This is a genomic window from Alteromonas sp. G4i13, assembly GCF_054960505.1.
Genome location: NZ_JBHNYX010000005.1, coordinates 159,290 through 179,077, shown reverse-complemented (window position 1 = coordinate 179,077; position 19,788 = coordinate 159,290). Strand labels below are relative to the sequence as shown.

10 protein-coding genes and 1 pseudogene are annotated in these 19,788 nt (G+C 45.5%); 5 read left to right on the top strand and 6 right to left on the bottom strand.

The window, feature by feature from the left end; all coding sequences use genetic code 11:
- From ACFI6J_RS03990 to ACFI6J_RS03965, 6 genes and pseudogenes are all read right to left on the bottom strand, one after another.
- Positions 1–820, bottom strand: a pseudogene (locus tag ACFI6J_RS03990) (hypothetical protein); the annotation flags it as partial.
- 558 nt (positions 821–1,378) lie between these two features.
- The gene (locus ACFI6J_RS03985; protein ID WP_156087220.1) at positions 1,379–3,202 is read right to left on the bottom strand and encodes a DUF885 domain-containing protein; all 1,824 of its coding nucleotides are present in this window, start codon (positions 3,200–3,202) and stop codon (positions 1,379–1,381) included.
- 144 nt (positions 3,203–3,346) lie between these two features.
- The gene (locus tag ACFI6J_RS03980; protein ID WP_156087218.1) at positions 3,347–9,484 is read right to left on the bottom strand and encodes a pectinesterase family protein; all 6,138 of its coding nucleotides are present in this window, start codon (positions 9,482–9,484) and stop codon (positions 3,347–3,349) included.
- Positions 9,485–9,582: 98 nt separating this feature from the next.
- Positions 9,583–12,516, bottom strand: coding sequence for a TonB-dependent receptor (locus tag ACFI6J_RS03975; RefSeq protein ID WP_462585734.1), 2,934 nt, complete (start codon positions 12,514–12,516; stop codon positions 9,583–9,585).
- Between the two features lie 147 nt (positions 12,517–12,663).
- Positions 12,664–13,986: a pectate lyase family protein gene (locus ACFI6J_RS03970; RefSeq protein WP_156087214.1), complete on the bottom strand. Its 1,323-nt coding sequence runs from the start codon at positions 13,984–13,986 to the stop codon at positions 12,664–12,666.
- Complete coding sequence (locus ACFI6J_RS03965) at positions 13,986–14,729, bottom strand: IclR family transcriptional regulator (protein ID WP_231506588.1); 744 nt, start codon at positions 14,727–14,729, stop codon at positions 13,986–13,988. The genes ACFI6J_RS03970 and ACFI6J_RS03965 overlap by 1 nt, the downstream gene beginning before the upstream one ends.
- A gap of 517 nt (positions 14,730–15,246) precedes the next feature.
- Between ACFI6J_RS03965 and ACFI6J_RS03960 the strand changes: the two genes are divergently transcribed.
- The 5 genes from ACFI6J_RS03960 to cyoD all read left to right on the top strand — a co-directional run bounded on the left by ACFI6J_RS03960 (position 15,247) and on the right by cyoD (position 19,722).
- On the top strand, positions 15,247–15,654 hold the full coding sequence (locus tag ACFI6J_RS03960) for a hypothetical protein (protein ID WP_014951265.1): 408 nt from the start codon (positions 15,247–15,249) through the stop codon (positions 15,652–15,654).
- Between the two features lie 150 nt (positions 15,655–15,804).
- Positions 15,805–16,746, top strand: coding sequence for a ubiquinol oxidase subunit II (gene cyoA, locus ACFI6J_RS03955; RefSeq protein ID WP_014951264.1), 942 nt, complete (start codon positions 15,805–15,807; stop codon positions 16,744–16,746).
- A gap of 2 nt (positions 16,747–16,748) precedes the next feature.
- The gene (gene cyoB, locus ACFI6J_RS03950; protein ID WP_014980664.1) at positions 16,749–18,737 is read left to right on the top strand and encodes a cytochrome o ubiquinol oxidase subunit I; all 1,989 of its coding nucleotides are present in this window, start codon (positions 16,749–16,751) and stop codon (positions 18,735–18,737) included.
- Positions 18,734–19,351: a cytochrome o ubiquinol oxidase subunit III gene (gene cyoC / locus ACFI6J_RS03945; protein WP_014977735.1), complete on the top strand. Its 618-nt coding sequence runs from the start codon at positions 18,734–18,736 to the stop codon at positions 19,349–19,351. Before cyoB ends, cyoC begins: the two co-directional genes overlap by 4 nt.
- Positions 19,351–19,722, top strand: a complete 372-nt coding sequence (gene cyoD / locus ACFI6J_RS03940) for a cytochrome o ubiquinol oxidase subunit IV (protein ID WP_012520077.1) — start codon at positions 19,351–19,353, stop codon at positions 19,720–19,722. Before cyoC ends, cyoD begins: the two co-directional genes overlap by 1 nt.
- Positions 19,723–19,788: the final 66 nt, after the last annotated feature.

Here is a 19,788-nt window from a genome sequence, read left to right as displayed (position 1 = left end):
CTGAGAGACCTATATGGTCAGTATATAAATCTATTAGTTTTTTCTTGTCATGAGTTCTATAAAGGCTACTCAAAAATTCATATCTTTCGGTTAATTTTTGTTCGCCACTACTAACTAAATGAGAGAATACTTTTATAGTGTCTGTGACTGTAAAACCAAATATGTTGTTAACTTCAAAATCAAAATATGTGTAGAGCTCCGTAATTATTGTTTTAATCTGAGAGTTAAAACCCCAATTACGGACTATTTGAGTATGTCCTCTTAGCAGCTCCTGAATGGTAGATATTGCTTTTTCTTCATTAGACTGATTGAGTTCTGCTGTTCTATATCTACTTAGAGATGAGTTTTGTTGAATTTCTTTTATTAGCTCAAAAACAACTTCAATATCTCTATTCGTAGGCATTTTTGTACCTAACGAATCTTTAGGTATCGTCAGAATTAAAGCTTGTAGTAACTCCACATGAAATTGCTCAACCCCAATAGGAGATTCTTTATTAACAACCCCATCGTCACTGACACCCTGACTTAAAGAATAAGTAGAGACAATTGATAAAGTAGTTAACGGACAGTACTCACAAAGGAACTCCTTTAGGTCATCGATTCCTTCTTTTAGCTTAACTTTACTCTCAGAAGAAATTTTTTCGATTAAAGACTCTTGTTGTTCTCGAGTCAACGAGGATAGAGGATTTTCAATGCTAGTTAAGACTGGACCTCCATCTGATTTAACCTGAGTTGGGGAGAAGTTTTTATCTACGTTATGATTTTTGTTCTTTAACTTCTTTTTCTTCGCGTCACGTCTTGCTTTACTTTTTTTACTCATGGCATTCCTTTCGAGTATTTCCTTAAGGATATTATCGTAAATGACTAAACCTGTTGTGTACACTTACTTACGGTTACCTATGATTCTCTAGTTTTTCTAGATGGTTACTCTCATTGCTGTACCCTTAAGCTTCTTCCCAAGTTGATTCTCTGGATATAGTCAAACCTAGTTCCTGTCCTCTAACAGTCTTCCTTAGGGCTTTCCTAAAGACACCTGCACCATAATATTCAGTCATATTATTGAAGCTCTCCACGGCTTGTTTAACCTGATGATCGGTTTACTCCTAGCCACCTTCGATCGAAGACTTTACATTGCCTATACGCCGTTTGAGATTTTTATTATGAGAAGTGGTATCGGCCATTGAAATGTATACTCTAATTTGTAGTCAAATATAGAGACATTGTTTATACAAGTCCTTTAAATACAAAAAGTTTGGTCTTGGGAGGTTAAACTAACGGCATGATGTAAACATCTCCCAAGCTTAACGCTTAAAAGAAAGGCGCTGCTCATAGAGCAGCGCCTTTTTTAATTGTATAGCAAATCTAGAGCGTAGCAGGGCTATGCGCCCTGTTTTTCTGCAATATACTCGTCCACCAACTCTTCAAGAATGGCAAGTGGCACGGCACCGTTTTTAAGCACCACGTCATGGAAATCGCGTAAGTCGAACTTATCGCCTAATTCTTGTTTCGCTTTTTCACGAATTTCTAAAATCTTAATCATGCCTACTTTGTAAGAGGTGGCCTGCCCCGGCATAACAATATAGCGCTCAATTTCAGACGTAACGTCGCTAAGTGCCATACCTGTGTTGCGTACCATATAGTCAATTGCTTCTTCACGGGTCCAACGTTTATCGTGAATGCCCGTATCTACCACCAAGCGCACGGCCCTGAACAGTTCAGCTTGAAGGCGCCCCAAGTTATCTAGAGGTTTATCTTGAAAGCCCATCTCCCATGCTAAGTATTCTGAATACAAAGCCCAGCCCTCGGTGTAGGCAGTAAAAGGCGACATTTTGCGAATAAAGGGCATGCCTTCCAGTTCCATCGCCAAGGCTACCTGGAAATGATGGCCCGGAATGCCTTCGTGATAGGCCAATGTACGCATGCTGTACTTAGGGGTTGCTTTAATATCATATAAGTTGGCATAAAATCGTCCCGGACGAGAGCCGTCAATAGCGGGCTGCTGGTAGTAGGCGCCAGGAGCAGTTTTCTCTTTAAACTCCGGAATACGTACCACTTCCATGCCAGCCTCAGGGCGAATTCTAAATACATCACTTATACCTGCATCAATCTCATCAAGTATGGTTTGGTAATCTTTTAGAATTTGCTCGCGGCCTTCATCACTGTCTTCGTAATAGTGAGAAGGATCGGCGGCTAACGCGTCCATCGCGCTAGAGAAGCCCTGAGTTACGTCGTAGCCTTCACCAGTAAGAATAGTCAACATTTCGCCCTGAATTCTTGCTACCTCTTTTAAGCCTAGGTTGTGAATTTCATCGGCAGTCATGTCGGTGGTAGTGAAAAAACGCAGCGCATTGGCGTACACTTTGTCGCCGTCAGGTAAATGCCAGTAGCCGTGGTCATTGCCAGCTTTGGCTTGAAGCGTGGTGAAGTAATCTATAAATAGCTGGTAGGCGCGGTCAACGTCATCACCTATGACTGTTTGAGCTTCAGCTAAAAATGCGTCTTGCTGTTCCGCAGAGATTTCTTCAGCCTTAGACATCTTTTCTTTCAGTGAGCTGTAAAGAATATTCTCTTCTATTGGCGAAGATATAAAGCCATTCATTTCATCTAGTACGCGGTCTATCACGAAGCGCGGAGGGATAATGCCTTTTTCTTCACGAAGCTTAAGCCCTTCAAGTACTTGCGCAAATTTTTCATCTACAGCACGCAAACGGCTTAAGTAGTTTTCTACGTCGGCGGCATCATTAATTTGATGCTGACCTTCCATAAAGCTTGGAAACCCGTTTTGTACACCGAAAAGCTGGTTTACTGGGTAGCTGTGATACTGAAATGGCTCGTTACTAATGAGATAATCAAGCAAGTACAGCGTGATTTCTTTTGAAAGCTGCTCATCGTCGTTTAAATCTTCGTCGTCATACGCTAAAACCCTTTCGCGTATGTGGCGCGCTTTGTCGAACAAAGCTGCGTTTTTCTCTATGCTAGCGTCATCAAGTTCGGCGTTATGACCTTTAATACCCACTGATTCTAAGAAACCGAGAGAGGTTAAGGTTTCAGGGCTATCAAAAGCTACTTTCACCATTTCACGGTTAAGTAGGTTATTAAAGTAAAAGGGTTTATCCGCATACCACTCGTGCGCAGCAAATGCACCGCCTGCTAACAAAATTATCAGTAAGCCGGTACCAATCCATTTAAAAAATCGTTTCATCGTTATTGTTGTCCGAATTTTGTCCAATGTTTACGTTAACGGAAAAAGTTAATAAAAGTAAATGGTAATAATGAACTCGATATAAAAAGAAAGGCGCTGCTTATACAGCAGCGCCTTTGTTATTGTTGTTAAACGTTTTTAGGCTTAATTTAACGGAGGAATGTCATCGGCATTCTGGTTAATTTTACCTACGCCCGAGTAGTTGATAACTCGCTGCTTAACCACGTCGGCATCATCTAGTACGTAGTCGTACGGCACTTCGTAGCTGGATGTTGGCGTGGCATCAGGTCCTGCTACAACGTCACCATCAGCTGGCGTTGTCCAAGTTACGCCTTCGCCAAACAGGTTGCCTGACGTGTTCCAATATCCAATAACGTCTGAGTAGAAAGAAACAATTGGGTTTTGCGTGTTCTCAAACACATTGTTTTCTACCTGTAGCTCTGCACCAATTCTTGAATTGATTGCCGTAGAGGATATCTGATTGTAATAGTTGTTATACAAGTGACCGTGACCGTAGCGGAATAACGGTAAACGTGACTCGATATTCTCAAAGCGGTTGTGGTGGAAGGTAATTAAACGCTCGGTATTATCACTGTCTACATCATTCTCAGTGTGGCCGTGTAACGAGGCTTTCCAATGATCATGAAGGTAGTTGTAAGAGATAGTGATGTTTTTCGCGCCGCGTTTACTATCTACTAACCCGTCGTAGAAATCCTTGTCCACAGACAATGTGCTGTAAAGCTCATTGTGGTCAATCCAAATGTTGCTGGTGGTAGAGCCGTCGTTATCACCTTCAATAGAGATAGCATCTTTACCATCAGTAAGCACGTGGTGGATTTTCAGGTTTTGAATGATCACGTTATTTGCACGTCGAATTAAGATGCCAATGCCGTCGAATTCGCCTCTGTCTGCAACCCCGATAATTGACACATCGTTCATGTCTTTTATTTCAATCGGTGAGCCCGTACCGCCATTGTTTGCGTCGGTAATGGTGCCATCTACATAAACCGTCACTGGGGTGTTGCTGTTCGCTGCGCTATCTAGTGCCGCTTGCAGGTCTGCGCCGTTATCTACGGTGACTACTGTACCGCCAGTACCGCCGGTTAATGCATAGTTGTATTGCGCAAAACCGTACGCATCAAGCGTTGGAGCAGGTGCTACATTCGGTAAGTTAGGCTCGCTTGGCACCCAGCCTTCGCCGTTATTAAAGTGAGAGAATATTGCCGTTCTGCTGGTAAGTTCAGTCACTTCGCTGTCGGTAAGAATGTGGGCAAACTGACGGCTTGAAAGATCAAGCGGGTTACCCTGCATATCCATGCTGCCGTATTCACGCCATCCAGCTGCTGCGGTTGCAGGGCTAGGGTTTGGTGCAGGTTGGTCGCGTACTCCTTCGCCCGCCCAGCCGATAGTGGCAATGTGGGTGTCGAAACGGTTATTAATAAGCGTAATATTGTCGAAGTAGCTCGCGCTGCCGCCACTTCTTGCAATATACGTAGAGTCGTCGAGTACACCGTTACCAATAGGGCCTGGGCCATTGGTGAAGCTGCTGTTTAAGAAGATAAACCCTTTATAAGAAATATCAGGTACGCGAGCTTGTAGAATGTAGCCGCCCGCTGTGTCTTCGTCAGGGTTGCCATTTTTAGAGTCGCCAATGGTGCGAATTTCGCTGTTTTCAAACAGTGCGGTATTTACGTAACCCCAAATGAAATCAACGTTGCCGGCAATCAATGAGTTGTAGAACCAACTGAAGCCTTTTAACAGCAGCGTATCTTGTTCACTCACAAAGTTCATATCAACGGCAGTTAGACGACCTGAATCACTGTTAAAGTAAATCGTCTCAGCTTGGTTAGAGTAGTCGTTGCTTCTGATGTGTGAGTTTTTCAAAGTGAAGTTCGTTAGCGTCAGGTTATCTACGCCTTCCACTAAAAATACGCTTCTTCCGCCTGATGGCGTGCCCGCCGCAGGTGCTTCGCTCTTGCCGCTACCGCTGTTAAAGCTTTCAAAGTTATCGTAGTACACCACGGTATTGTCTCGGCTCTCGCCTTGAAGCGTGACATTGTTGTTACCGCGAAGGAACAGCATTTCCTGATACTCGCCGTCACGAATCGTAATGCGAGATGGCGTATCGCTACTTACGTTTTGCATCACGTAATTAAGCGCACCTTGCACCGTGCGGAAATCCGCTTCGCCGTCATCATCTACGGTAACATTCGCGCCAGAAGGTGCAGCGGCTCTTGTTGCAAAGCGCCAGTTCGCACTCTTGCCAATACCACTAAAGCTTTCACCATTTAGCGTTGCGCCGGTTACCGTACCATCGCTAATGGCTACGTAATACGACTGACCATATTGAAGAGCATTTGTATGAGGCTTAATCACTAATTTGTTGCCTACAACTGATGCTGGGCGGTAAGCCACTTTGCGCTGTCTGTCTTGGCCTTCAAAGCCAATAAAGTCTTCATCAGCTGCAATATTGATAACGTCTACCAGGGTGTCGTCTGTCGCATTGTAAATGCGCACTTCACCGCTACTTCCTAAGGTGGGTTCGCTGTCGAAGGTTAACGAGAGTAGGGTATCGGGATACGCATTGTTATTGCCCGAATACGGTGTGGTGTCTGGGAATAAGTCGCCATAGGTGGCGGTAGGCATTGTGAAGCCTTCGCCAACATTAACGGCAATGTGTTTGCTTAACGTAGGGTCAGAGCCAGAAGTAAAAGTTACCATTGCGCTGCCGGCAGCGCGAGGGGTAATGGTAACTTGTGGACCTTGCTGCTCTACGCTGACCACACTCGCATCACTGCTGGTTACGGTAAACGTGTCTTCAGTTATACCGTCGTTTTGTACTGCGGTAACGTAAACGAACAACGGATCGCTACTGGTGGTGGTTTCCCACTCTGTTTCTTTGAAATCTAGAGTAAGTTGAACTGGTTTAACAGCGGGGTCACCCACTTTTAAATCGTCCAGCTCGAACGAGCGGTTATTAGTGAAGAGGCCAATCAGTCCCGCTGCACTATAGGTTGTATCTTCTGCTGTACCCATGTTCTCGCCGTCTAAATAAACGGTGAGTTTCTCGTTTTCCATTTCAAAACGTACGCGATACCACGTGCCGTCTGTACCGTCTTTTTCACCCAGTACAATAGGTGACTTAGCTTGGACAGGGCGAGAAATACTACCTTCGGTACTTACCGCTACTTCCACTTGTGTACTGCTTGATGAGTTTTGTACATTCAAACCACCGCCGTACCAGTTTCCAGCGCTATCATAACGACCTAGAAGGAAGATCTGTTTGTTTCGCGTGGTGCTGTTTTGTCTTGGACGAATGCGCGCTTCAACAAAGTAATTTCCATTTTCTGGCAGGTTGCTTAGCGCAGACTCTTTAACCAAGAAAATTTCGCCACCTTCACCGCCAGCGGTGTAGCGCATCACTTTGTTGCCGTCATCTTCTACAATATCAAACGTGCCTTGTGGGCCGTTTGAGCCTGCGTCGTCTGAAATAAGCGTGAAGTTATCTAAAGAGCCCGAAGCAAAATCGTCGCAGAAGTAAAGCTGTGGTTCATTTTCACAGCTAAACTTGCTGTCATCTGGCGCTTCACCCACATACGATATAACAAAGTTATCGATAACTACTTTGCCGCCACTTTCAGTACGTAGCTGTATGAACGAGGTGGGTGTACCAATAAATCCATCGATAGTTAGGCGTTGCCCTGGCACAAGGTTATTAACCAGTTCGCTGTAGAATTTAGAGTCGCCGCCATGTATCGATTTGCTGCTACTGCTGGTGTTGTTATCTACATATATCTGGAAGTTGTTGTCGCCTTCACTGTCTTCAACCGCAATGATGTCCATACTAATGGTATATTCACGGCTTAAATCTAATATACCCGTGGTTACAGTGTCATCAGCGGTTGTGTCTGTATCAGGGGTACTGTTGCCCATGGTAAAGCGTGCACTGTCGATGGCTAGTTGGCCTTCGGAGATCACTAAACCTGAGCCGCCGCCCGTTACGCTATAAAACGGTGTCGCACCACCATCGGTCGACTTGTATTCAGGGCTGAAGAAGGTGTCAGCGTCTGTTTCAAACGTCTCCTCTAACAGGGTGTTTTCATCAATATATTCAATGCGAATATTGTCGATGACCACAATAGAGCCACTTTCCGTTCTAAATTGAAGGTACGAGTTAGGCGTTGCTATCTGTCCTTCTACTGTCATAGTGGTTCCCGGTACTAAATCGAGCACAGGCTCATTAAAGAAACGAGAATCTGAACCTAGGTGTGAGTTGGCGCTGCCAGAAGTATTGTTATCCACGTAAATCTGGAATTTGTTGTCGCCTTCGGAATCTTCAGCAGAAATAACATCAAAGATAACCTTGTAAGGACGGCTCAAATCCAGTGCACCGGTTGATGATGTATCGTCAGACGAGCTTTGGGTATCAGGTTCAGTATTACCAAGGGTAAAGCGTCCGCCGTCAAGCTGAATACCAGTGTCAATTTGCGTTACCGAGCCACCGGTAATGGTAAACATGGCGACTTGCTCACCCGCTGCATTTTCAATCGCGGCAAAGTTTGTCGAGAAAATATCCTCGCTTTCGCCTGCAAAGGTATAGGAAAGCGGCAGCGGTACACTTGGAATAACTTCGGGCTCTTCAGGCTCGGTAGGCTCAGGCTCAACCGGAGGCACTGGGTCAACTGCGTCAGCTACCGTTTCAATTTTTAAGTTATCGATAGTGATAGTGGCACTCGAATCTGTGCGCAATTGGAAGAAACTATTGGTTACCGAGCTGTCGAGAATTTTCGCGTCAGGTGCACTAGGATTGCCGCCACCAATATCGTCACCTGGCTCATAGGTATAGGTAAATCGCGTGCCGGGTACCATTGTGCCGTCCGCTAACCCTTCGCTTACAAACTTAGAAGCAGCACCGTGTACAGAGTTATCTTGCCCTGTGGTGTTGTTATCTACATAAAGGCTAAATGTACCGCCGCCATTGTGAGAAATAACGTCGAAGCTGATGGTAAAACCTTCGCTAAGGTTATAAATACCCATGCCTACCGTATCTGATGCCGACGTATTGGCACCTGGGTTGGCTGCAGCATTACCTATGCTGAATCGATCGCCTTCAAGGGTAAGTTGACCTGTGGTGGCGTCGACTAGTGGGCTACCACCTGTTACATAATAAAGCGCGCCAGCATCTGGCTCTTCACTTAAACGCTTGTACGACGATGAGAAAAACGTATCGGTGTCGGTATCGAAATTCTCTTCAAGCGCTGCCTGGATAGAATTCGCTGCTTCCTCTAACTTTGCCAGTTCAACATCTGCTTGTTCTTGGGTAAATGCAAACAGGTAGTTCTGTGGATCTTCGTTGGCAAGGCAATTTTCAACATGCAGCACTAGCGGCATAGACTGAGCGTTATCTGGGGATATCACGCACAGGCTGTATACCTCGTTAACCGTGTTGAAAGCACGGGAAATAAGATACTCAGTTTGCTCACCGTAGCTAAGGGCAATAACTTTTCGTCCAAAAGAGAATTCATAGCTACCTGTTGTGCTTTCCTCACCGTGCACTCTTACAAAAGTACCTGACAAGTTCGTTTCGTCGTCTGGCGTAAAGGTGTAAGTGGCTTGCGATACACTTCTGCCTTCCAGTGTTGGTGCGTAAATGTCGCCTGTGAAGCAGGTTACATCAAAGGTGTTAGGGAAGAGCGTGCCTAATTCGGCTTCAAGGTAATTTACGAAATGGCTGATAGCCTGTGCTTTATCCACAAGCGTAGCACTGGCTCCGCCAGCGGAACCCAGCCACACCTCTACATCGGCTGCAAAATCTGCATCAGATTGATTAAAGAAGTCTTCAATGGTTTGCCCTTCGTCTAGCGTAGCTACCGCCACATCGCCAGCACTGGCGCTTAGCGATATACCGTTACTTGGGTCGCCATCGGTATCGAGGGATTGTAAAAGTCGAAGCGTGTTTACGACCGACTGGTTAAAAGGGTTGTCAGTTGCGAACAGGTCAAGAGGAGAAATAACGCTTGATGCCGGTGTTTCTGGAAACGTCAGCTGGCCTATGCTGAAAGCGAGCTGCTCGCCTCTGAAGTAAGAGTATTCACCCTGCGCATTGGTAGTGCCGTTTTCCACAGAAGCAGAGGAATAATTGATTCCTTCAACGGGGCTATCAACAAATACGCCAGTAAGTGCTGGGTCGGGGGGGAGGGTTACGTTGGTAGAGCTTTTCTCGCCGCAGGCAGTAACGAGAACAACACCACCCATCAGGGCAGCAATTTTCGTGAGTTTCATGGTACTCAATCTCCATATTTTACTGGGCGTACTACCGCACTACATGTCCGCTCCAGCTTTATTATGTGGAAAAGGCCGGGTTTCCCCGGCACAGACAATTAGTAGAACTTGATATTTACACCCAGCTGATAGCTGCGGCCGTACTCTTCTTTCTGGTACAGAATATTACCGCCGCTTAACGCGTTACCCTGGAAGTAGCGAAGGTCTGACTCCTCGGTAAGGTTGATGGCGTCAAAGTACAATTGTGCGTACTCGGTAATGTCGTACTGAAGTTTAAAGTCTAAGCTTTTAACCGAATCTTGATATTGGTCACCCCAAATCTTGCAGGACTTAGGGTCGTTAAGATCGGCAGTAATTGGGCATGAGCCAATTTGTTCAAGAACTTCAGAACGCACGTTACCAATTAAGCGAGCTGAGAACGTTTCGCTCTCCCAACCAAATACAAGATTGAAGGTGGTATCAGCTTGGTCGGGCAGTGCCACTTTGCCTTGACGAATACTGCTATCCAGCGTGGCTTCACTATCTAGGATGGTGGCGTTACTTTGAATGAATAGACCATTTTCAAAGTACTGGTTGTAGCTAAGCTCTAACCCGATAACCGAGGCTTTGTTGCCGTTAACGGTAATGTTTATCTCGTTAAGATATAAATCTTGCGGAATAACAAACTCAGTCACCTGGTTTACCGGAAGCGTTAGCGGCAGGTCATTAAGCGCCATGCCAATTCCGTTTACATCTACGATAAAGTTGTCGATGTCTTTATAGAAAACTGCCGCTTCCATAAAGAGGTTTTCGCTTGGATACCAGCCAATTGACGCATCGTAGTTAATAGATGTCATTGCAACGAGGTTAGGGTTACCCACATCTAGCGCATTATCAGAACCCAACACGTACTGGCTTAACTGTTGAAGCGATGCGCCACCTTGACTGTCATCACAATCGTCAGAACCAGGAGGACAAAGCTCAATATCGCTGTCAAACACTGCAAATGCACGGGCTTGTTTAAACGACGGGCGAGTAAAACTCGTCCATGCTGCGGCACGCACTAAGAAGTTTTCACTCGGTTCCCATTTAATGTGTGCACTAGGGAAAAACTCACTGTATTTAATAGACGCTTCTGGAAGAGGGATAGCAATATCCAATGCACCAGCCCCTGCGCCATTAAACTCAAAGTCATCGTTCTCTAAAGACAAAAAGCCGGTAGAAGAGAACTCGGTTTGAGTCCAGCGAACGCCGGTTGTTAGTGTGGCATCTGCGCCTAATGGCAACTCTGCCATTGCGTATACAGCTTGCGTATCTTCGGTAATGCTGTAGTCGCCCTTAGTGCTTTCTATCGACACTTCACCATTTGTGGCAGGCTCAACCGTTTGACGAGTGGCATCAACAATTTGGTCGACAACTGCGCGGCTTTCAAACGGCAGCTGGAATGCACTGTTTGAAGGAATCTGGGTGTCATAGTCGGCAAGGGTAGAATTCACTGCGGCAATACATGCGTCGTCGCTACAGTCGCCGGCAGAAGGGTCGAAACTCCAGCGGTCCTTGTCACGCACGTGATCGCGCTCACTCACCTGCACACCAAATTTAATGGTGTTTAACCAGTCATTAAAAATGTCGGTTCGCAAGTTAAGGTTCACTGTCTTAATTTCATCAATTCGCGTTCCGCCCTCTAAAAACAGGTTATCGAATTGATAATTTGAAAGGTCAGAACCATCGCCACTACCCGACGTTCCAAAAATACTGTTTTCCGGGTCGTAGGTTAGACCTGCGATTTCGGCAGCTTCCTGAGGGCTTAAAATGCGGGCGTTAATGTTGTCGCGACCGCCTTGACCATAAACAATCAGGTCTCGTTCACGGAATTGAACGCGGCGGTCACCAGTGGAGTCTTCTTCAGAGCGAGATTGAGCGTATTCGTAGTCAAACACGAAGCGTTCAGCAATACGGTTTTCGCCCCCTAAGCTGAACGTGATGGTTTTGTTCTTACTTTCTTGTAGGAAATGCTGGTGGAATACGTCTATATCGCTAAGAATAAACTCTTTCGTAGCGCCGTTTACGTATACAATTTCATCGTTTCCGACAGAGCCAGCATCTTGAAAATCGTAAAATTCTCGCTGTGCGCGATCATCATCTTCAAACTGAGTGAACGTGCCTTTGGCATAATAGTAGGCGTCTGCAGAGGGCTTGTATTCAAGGTTTAGTGCTGCTGCTTGACGAGTTCTTCCTGCAATTTCGCGACGAACTTCTAACTGAGAAGGCGCAAGAATTTCGTCACCCTGGGCAATTTCTTCTTCTGTTTTACCCAAGTCGGCGGTATAAAACTTCATTTCGTTGGTGCTGTGGTGGCGCGTTTCGTCTATCTGGGTTTTGCGGTCTTCGTGAGAGATGGCAAAGCCAATACCAAAGGTGTTGTCGAGGAAAAACTGGGTGCCGTCTAAGCTAAATTTCGGAGAGTGCTTTTCGCGCGCTTCTGAATATGCGTCTTGAACACGCATTTTTAATGTGTTTTTGCCGCGATCGAAAGCTGAAATTGCTTTAACGTTGACTGTACCGCCAATGGAATTTAGGTTTTGGTCTGGGGTGAGTGTTTTCAGCACTTCAATGGTACCGAGAAGGTCAGCAGGAAGTGCGTCTAATTCCACTTTCCGTTCTTCGCCTGCACCAGACATTTGTGCGCCGTTCATATTTATGGATACGAAGCCGGGTCCTAAGCCCCGTACGGTGACAAACTTACCTTCGCCTTCAGAGCGCTGTAGCGTAACACCCGGCAGTCGTCGAAGGGACTCCGCCACGTTCTGATCAACAAAATTGCCTAAATCATCGGTAGAAATAACAGAGCTAAAGCCGCTTTTCATGCGTTCTAAGTCACGCGCTTTAAGGTCTGCCTGTTTAACACCCTTTACTTCAACTACTTCAATTTCGCTAGGGGTCTCATTTGTTTCAGTTTGCTCGGTATTTTCCTGAGCGGGTGCAGTTTGCGCCATGCTGGAAAACGCCGTGGACACGGCTAGAGCGAGGGCTGTCCATTGAAACACTTTCATGTTTTGAACTCCTAAATTCCAAAATCGACATAGCTGTAGTATTTGTATTTTGCTATGCCACCGGTGGCATTATTGATCTTGTCAGATAGGAATGCACTAATATTTAACGTTTATTTCACAAATTATTAATATATGAATATTTAGTGATCACAGTGTTGGGACTCCTGCGAGTACCCGCCATGAGTTTTCTTCATGAAAAGTAAGAGAGGGCGCGGGGTTGGCAGTAAAGTAGCTGCTGTAAATTGACCAGTCAACCACATCTAATTCACTATCAATTATCCCATTTTTGCTTGTGTACTGATTGCTTTGTATTTGCTTAAGTATGCGCGAGTCTACAGGGTCTAGATCTTTACCTGTGCGGGTGAGATTAGCACCTACGTCTTGGTTTTCAATCAAGCTTGTCCATGTTTGCTGTGCAGTAAGTTGCGCATCGCCTAATTTATCTATTTCATTCTGATGAAAAGGCGACGTTGAAAGAGAACGAGTGATTACGTCTTTTTCTTTCTTTGAACCGGTTTTGGCGCTCTTAACATCTATGCCTTTACTGTTGTCCTCAGACATGTCGCTATAGCCCTTCATCACGTTTTCAGCAACATAAAGTCGAGTGAGTGATTCCTTATCGTCCCATAATTGGAAAAACCATAGCTTTTTCGTAGCGGGGCCTGGGGCATAAATATTCCCAACCAGATTTGCGGTGCCGTTTTCGCCGCCATAAGCTGAGTTTTTTTGCCAGTTGGCAATAACGTTATTTTTGATATCAACGAATTCTTGCTGCTGTGGGTAAGGCGGGTTCAGTCGCCATCCGTTAATGCGCGGGTTTCTACTGGTATGATTGGCCAATATATTGCGCAAAAAGCTAGCATTACTGCCACCCCAAATGCCGCCATAGCCATGGCTACCTTTGTGATGACCCGCGTTGTTTAAACTCTCTGATAGTATGCTGTATTGCAGTGTAAAGCGTTGGTTATTGTAGAAAGAGCCTACCTCGTCTTTTGACCAACTTAGCGAACAATGATCGATAATGACATCAGTGGTATTTCTAACGGTTACTGCATCGCCTTCTTCACTGTCTTTCCCCGGCCTAAAGCGCATGTGTCGAATAATGACCTGATTAGCTTCAACGCTTGTTGATGCGCCAGAAATTACAATTCCGTGGGGAGATGTCTGTCCTGCAATGGTGACGTTGCCATGTTTTATTTCTAACTCCTTTTCTAGCGCGATCACGCCAGACACATTAAAGACAATCAGTCTGGGATAGTCTTGCGCAATAGCCCATCGCAATGTTCCCTCTTGTGGGCTTTTGGCATTATCAGACAAAGAGCTAACAACTAACACTTTTCCTTGGTTTCCACCTTGCGTGTATTTTCCGAACCCCAGCGCGCCTTCAAACGCCAATGATTGTGCGTGACAGTTAGACAAGGCGAGAAACGCGACGAAAGCGACAATCAGTTGAATTGGAATATGTTTCATTACTGCATGTCCTGCTCGTAAGGGTGGGCACCGGTGGTTGGAAGGCGGGCGATGTCTTTGAGTTTAGCGCTCCATGCTTGGAGTACCTTAACATCGTGGATCATACCCTCTAGTTCTACTGCTAAAATTGATACAAGCTCTCCATCTCGCATGAAGACTGGCACGGCAACAAGCGTTACGTTGCGTGGTGCGAAGTGGCTGACGGCATAGCCTCTGGTACAAGTTGTTGCTCGTAATTTCGCGGCTTGTTGTTCATCAAAGTTTGCGGGGTGTGAGCTGTCGTTCATGTTTTGATACTTGGGATGGTAGGCCAACATGACATGACCCGCAGCAGATTCAAATAAGGGCAGTTTTGTCCCTGGCCTTATTGTTGTTATTTGCTTTTCTCTGGCATCTAAAACGTCAATAACAAACGCGCAGTAGTCGCCTAATGTACAGATAATTGCGCTAGCGTTGGTTGTAGCTATAAGTTTCGAAAGCGCAGGTGCAGTGATTCTCTGAACGTATCTGCTGCGCGAGTTAGCGGCGCTAATTTCGTAAATGCGTGTGCCATAGAAGTATTTTGTACCACGCTTTTCAACTACCCGTTCGCTGGTTAATGTTCTAAGTAACCTAAATACTGATGTGCGGGGAAGTTTAAGCGCTGACTCAATTTCAGAGGCGCTTAACCCCGAGCGAGACTCGGCGATGGCTTGACATAGCTGCAGCGCCTGCATAACACTGGGAATAACATACCTTTCCATCTTTTTGCGGTCCCGAAATCAAGATAATACTGCTCGATATTAACACGAATTAAACAAAATGCTACCGGTGGCATTTTAAATTATTGATGATTTTTAAATCAATTACATTGAGAAAAGAGAGAAAACTGTCGTGCAACTCATCGCATCTATAAGAAGGTTAACGCTTTATCAACCGCGTCCGGTAAGCGGTTTAATTTTGTATATTTGAAACAAAAAATTAACATGTGTAGGTGCTGCCGAGGTGCAAGTCGAAGACTCAGCGAGCGAAAAAGTGAATAAATGCGTGACATCTGTACTAAGGGCGACGATAAATCTGTGGAAGCAGAGTCTTACCTTCTGAATGTTAATAAAATAGTCATTTGTGTCTGGTGCTTTAATTACTAGGTCTTTTTAGCCCGTCGATAGGTGGCTTGTACTTGTCCTTATTTGAGATTACTCTGCCACGCCTGCTTTCTCAATTCTCATTTGAAGCAGCGTTAAACTTAGAGCATTGTTCTTGTAAGGCATTACATTCTATATGGCACCACGTTCTTTCGTTTTTTTAGACGAACTGAATTCTTCGATTAGACCCGCAATAAACTACACCAGTGGTGTAGGCGCTATGCTGTGGTTGGCTAATCTGGTGTTACTGCTGAACATTGCGCTAGTTATCAGTGGTACCTTGGCTGACTCGGCAGAATTTGTCAGTGCGTTTAATGAAAGTTTGGTTGTAGAGCCTTTTTTCATTGCACTGGCCAATCACACGCTTTCGCAATTTATTGTTCCCACTATTGCATTAGTGTTAGTTGGTCTCTTGGTAAAAGCCACGGCTATAGCAAAGGCGCAAATAACAAAACAGCGCCGACCTATTCCTTACCTTTGCCCTACATTCCCCCAGCCTTTTGTTCAGACGGTTGGCAGTAGAGCGCCCCCACTTTTTAGTTAAACGTCTCCGATTTGATTATCTAACGCCGAAAGCGTTGCGCAGTATGTGTGACAAAGCTTTACCGGTGTGTTTTTCGATGCTGTAACGCTGCCATTCTCTATTAAGCGGCCCAGTCATCGCCGTTTAACTTGTGGGTTATAGGAACTTGTTTTGTCTATTCGTAACCTTTTTACTTTAATTGTTGCTGGTGCAGGGCTGACGTTGGCCGGTTGCAGCGGTGGCGTGCTTGACCCTAAAGGGCAAGTGGGTATGGATGAAAAGAATCTGATTATTCTTTGCACCATCCTCATGCTGATTGTTGTTGTTCCCGTTATTTTTCTTACGCTTTACTTTGCGTGGAAGTATCGCGCTAGTCGCGATTTCGAAATTTATACCCCTAAATGGGCACATTCGACCAAAATAGAAGCGGTGGTGTGGTCCATTCCAATTCTCATTGTCGTGTCGTTGAGTGTGATCACCTGGCGCTCTACTCACGCACTCGACCCTTATGCACCGCTAGAAGGTCAAGGAGAGCATCTTACTGTCGAAGTAGTCTCGCTCAACTGGAAGTGGCTGTTTATTTATCCTGAACAAGGTATCGCAACGGTCAATGAATTGGTGTTTCCAGCCAATAAACCCGTTGCGTTTAAGATTACTTCTGAAAGCACCATGAATTCGTTTTTTATTCCTCAGCTAGGAAGCCAGATTTATTCCATGGCGGGAATGGAAACCAAGCTTCATCTTATTGCCGACGAGCCAGGTACGTACAAAGGCATTTCTTCAAATTACAGCGGTGCGGGATTCACTGGAATGAAGTTTAACGCTATTGCCACACCTACCGAGGATGACTTCGAGGCGTGGGTTGCCAGCGTTAAGCAGTCGCAAACATCGTTAACGTCAGGTGCCTACGAGCAGCTTGCTGAGCCAAGCGAAAACAATCCGGTGACCTATTTCAGCAAAGTCGATGACGGTTTATTTCATAACATTGTTATGAAATACATGAAAGATCACGGCTCTATGGATTTCTACAACAAGCCGGAAAATGCCGCCATGGGCGAACATCACGCCATGCCTGAAATGCAACACAGCCATCACCAAGAGGATGCACAATAACCATGTCTTTATTAGGTAAATTATCTATTGAGGCCGTACCCTATCACGAGCCGATTATTATGGTGACACTTGCTGTTGTGGCAGTGGTGGGTGTGGTCATTGCCATGCTTATCACCAAGCACAAACAGTGGGGAACCCTATGGTTTGATTGGATAACGTCTGTCGACCACAAACGTCTTGGAATTATGTACATTGTGTTGGCTATGATCATGCTGCTGCGTGGCTTCGCCGACGCCATTATGATGCGTACTCAGCTTGCAATGGCAACCAATGGTGCGCCCGGGTATCTACCGCCAGAGCATTACGACCAAATCTTCACAGCCCATGGCGTTATCATGATTATCTTCATGGCGATGCCGTTTATGATTGGGTTGATGAATATCATTTTGCCACTACAAATTGGTGCTCGCGATGTGGCGTTTCCATTTTTAAATAACTTAAGTTTTTGGCTGACCGCAGGTGGCGCAATTCTAGTAAATGTGTCTTTGGGGTTAGGTGAATTCGCAAAAACAGGGTGGGTTGCTTATCCGCCGCTAGCCGGGTTGGAGTTTAGTCCCGGGGTTGGCGTCGACTATTACATATGGGCCCTGCAGATATCCGGGCTCGGTACGCTGCTAACCGCCGTAAACTTCTTAGTTACCGTGTTTAAAATGCGTGCGCCCGGCATGAAGTTAATGCAAATGCCTATTTTCACATGGACCTGTACGTGGGCAAACATTCTGATTGCCGCGTCGTTCCCTATTCTTACTGCTGTGCTAGCCATGCTGACCCTAGACCGCTACATGGACTTCCACTTCTTCACGAATGAAGCCGGCGGTAACTCGATGATGTATATCAACCTGTTCTGGGCGTGGGGACACCCTGAGGTTTATATTCTGGTACTGCCTGCATTTGGTATTTTTTCAGAAGTTATATCTACGTTTACCGCTAAGCGCCTGTTTGGCTACAAGTCGATGGTGTATGCGTCGGGTGCCATTGCCATTCTCGGTTTTATTGTCTGGCTACATCACTTCTTTACCATGGGGTCGAGCGCCAATGTGAATGCCTTCTTCGGCATTATGACCATGGTTATTGCCGTACCCACGGGCGTGAAACTGTTTAACTGGCTATTCACCATGTATCGCGGTCGCTTAATATTGAGTGTGCCTGTACTGTGGACGTTAGGCTTTATGGTGACCTTCACCATTGGCGGCATGACAGGGGTGTTACTTGCTATTCCAGGTGCTGACTACGTACTTCATAATAGCTTGTTTCTCATTGCGCACTTTCACAACACCATTATTGGTGGTGCGGTATTTGGCTATCTGGCTGGCTTTGCGTTTTGGTTCCCGAAAGCCATGGGCTTTAAGCTTGACGAAAAAACCGGAAAAGCAGCCTTTTGGTGCTGGCAAATTGGTTTCCTTTTGGCGTTCATGCCCCTATATGTGCTTGGCTTTTTGGGTATGACACGCCGCTTAAATCACACCGACAATCCTGACTGGAATATCTGGTTATACATTGCTGCATTTGGTGCGTTTGTTATAGCAATTGGTATTTTCTTCCAGCTACTTCAGCTGTTTGTAAGCTTCAAAAACAAAGAGAAGCTTAACGATACAACGGGCGATCCGTGGAATGGTCACACGCTAGAGTGGTCAACGGCGTCACCGCCTCAATTTTACAATTTTGCCAAGATTCCTCACATCAAAGACATTGATGCATGGACGGATATGAAGGAGCGCGGCGAGTCGTATCAACGCCCTGAAAAATACACACCTATTCATATGCCAAAAAATACTTCAGCCGGAGTTTTCATGAGCATGAGCTTTACCCTAATGGGCTTTGCGCTTATCTGGCATATTTGGTGGCTTGCTGTTGTCGGTTTAGTGGCAGGAATAGGAGTATTTATTAAGCGTTGCTATACCTCGGATGTTGATTACTACGTGCAGGTAGATGAGGTTGAACGAGTTGAAGCTACGCACTTAAGTGCCAATACAGTGGGAGGTCGCTCATGAGTACTATTGCAACATCAAGCGCCGCATCAATGCCGCATGAACACGCACACGAAGAACATCATGAAAACAACACCGTGTTTGGTTTCTGGTTGTATTTAATGACCGACTGTTTGTTGTTTGCTTCTTTCTTTGCCACCTATGCCGTGCTGTTTATGAATACGGCGGGCGGTGTGTCTGGCAAAGATATTTTCGAGCTCAACTTTGTTGCAGTTGAAACAGCCGCTCTGCTTTTAAGCAGCATTACCTTTGGCTTTGCCATGATATGTGCTCACCGACAAAACAAGTCAGGCGCCCTTGCTTGGCTGGCAGTGACATGGGCACTGGGTGCGTGTTTTATTGGTATGGAAGTGTACGAATTTCACCACCTTATTGAGCATGGCAACGGGCCGCAGCAAAGTGCGTTTCTAACGGCGTTTTTCTCGTTAGTGGGACTGCACGGACTGCACGTTACAGCGGGCCTTATTTGGATGACAATCATGTTTATTGAAGTAACCCGCCGAGGTTTAGGTGAGCAAACCGTTACTCGACTTAGTTGCTTAAGTCTGTTTTGGCACTTCCTCGATATCGTATGGATATGTGTATTTACCGTAGTGTATTTAATGGGGGCAATGTAATGGCGTTACACGATGCAAAATTAGCTTCAAATACGGACGGTCACGCTTCATCGACCCACAATAGTGATGACGCACATGGCGATGTGAAGTCTTATATTATTGGCTTCATTCTATCTGTGGTACTTACCGCTATTCCGTTCACCCTAGTGATGAATGGCGACCTATCTAAAGTTACTACGATTTGGAGCGTGGTAACTTTGGGCTTGGTTCAAATTTGGGTGCACCTTAAATACTTTTTGCACCTTAACTTTGTTACTGAAGAAGGCAGAGCCAATACGTTTTCATTCTTATTCAGTGCGCTTATTATTTTCATGGTGGTTGGGTTATCCGTTTGGATCATCTACGAATCAAACGCCATGATGATGTATTAGCAAATCTCTGTATATGCGTGGTCTAGCCTGACGATCATGTCAGGCTTTTCAATGTGATTAATTCAT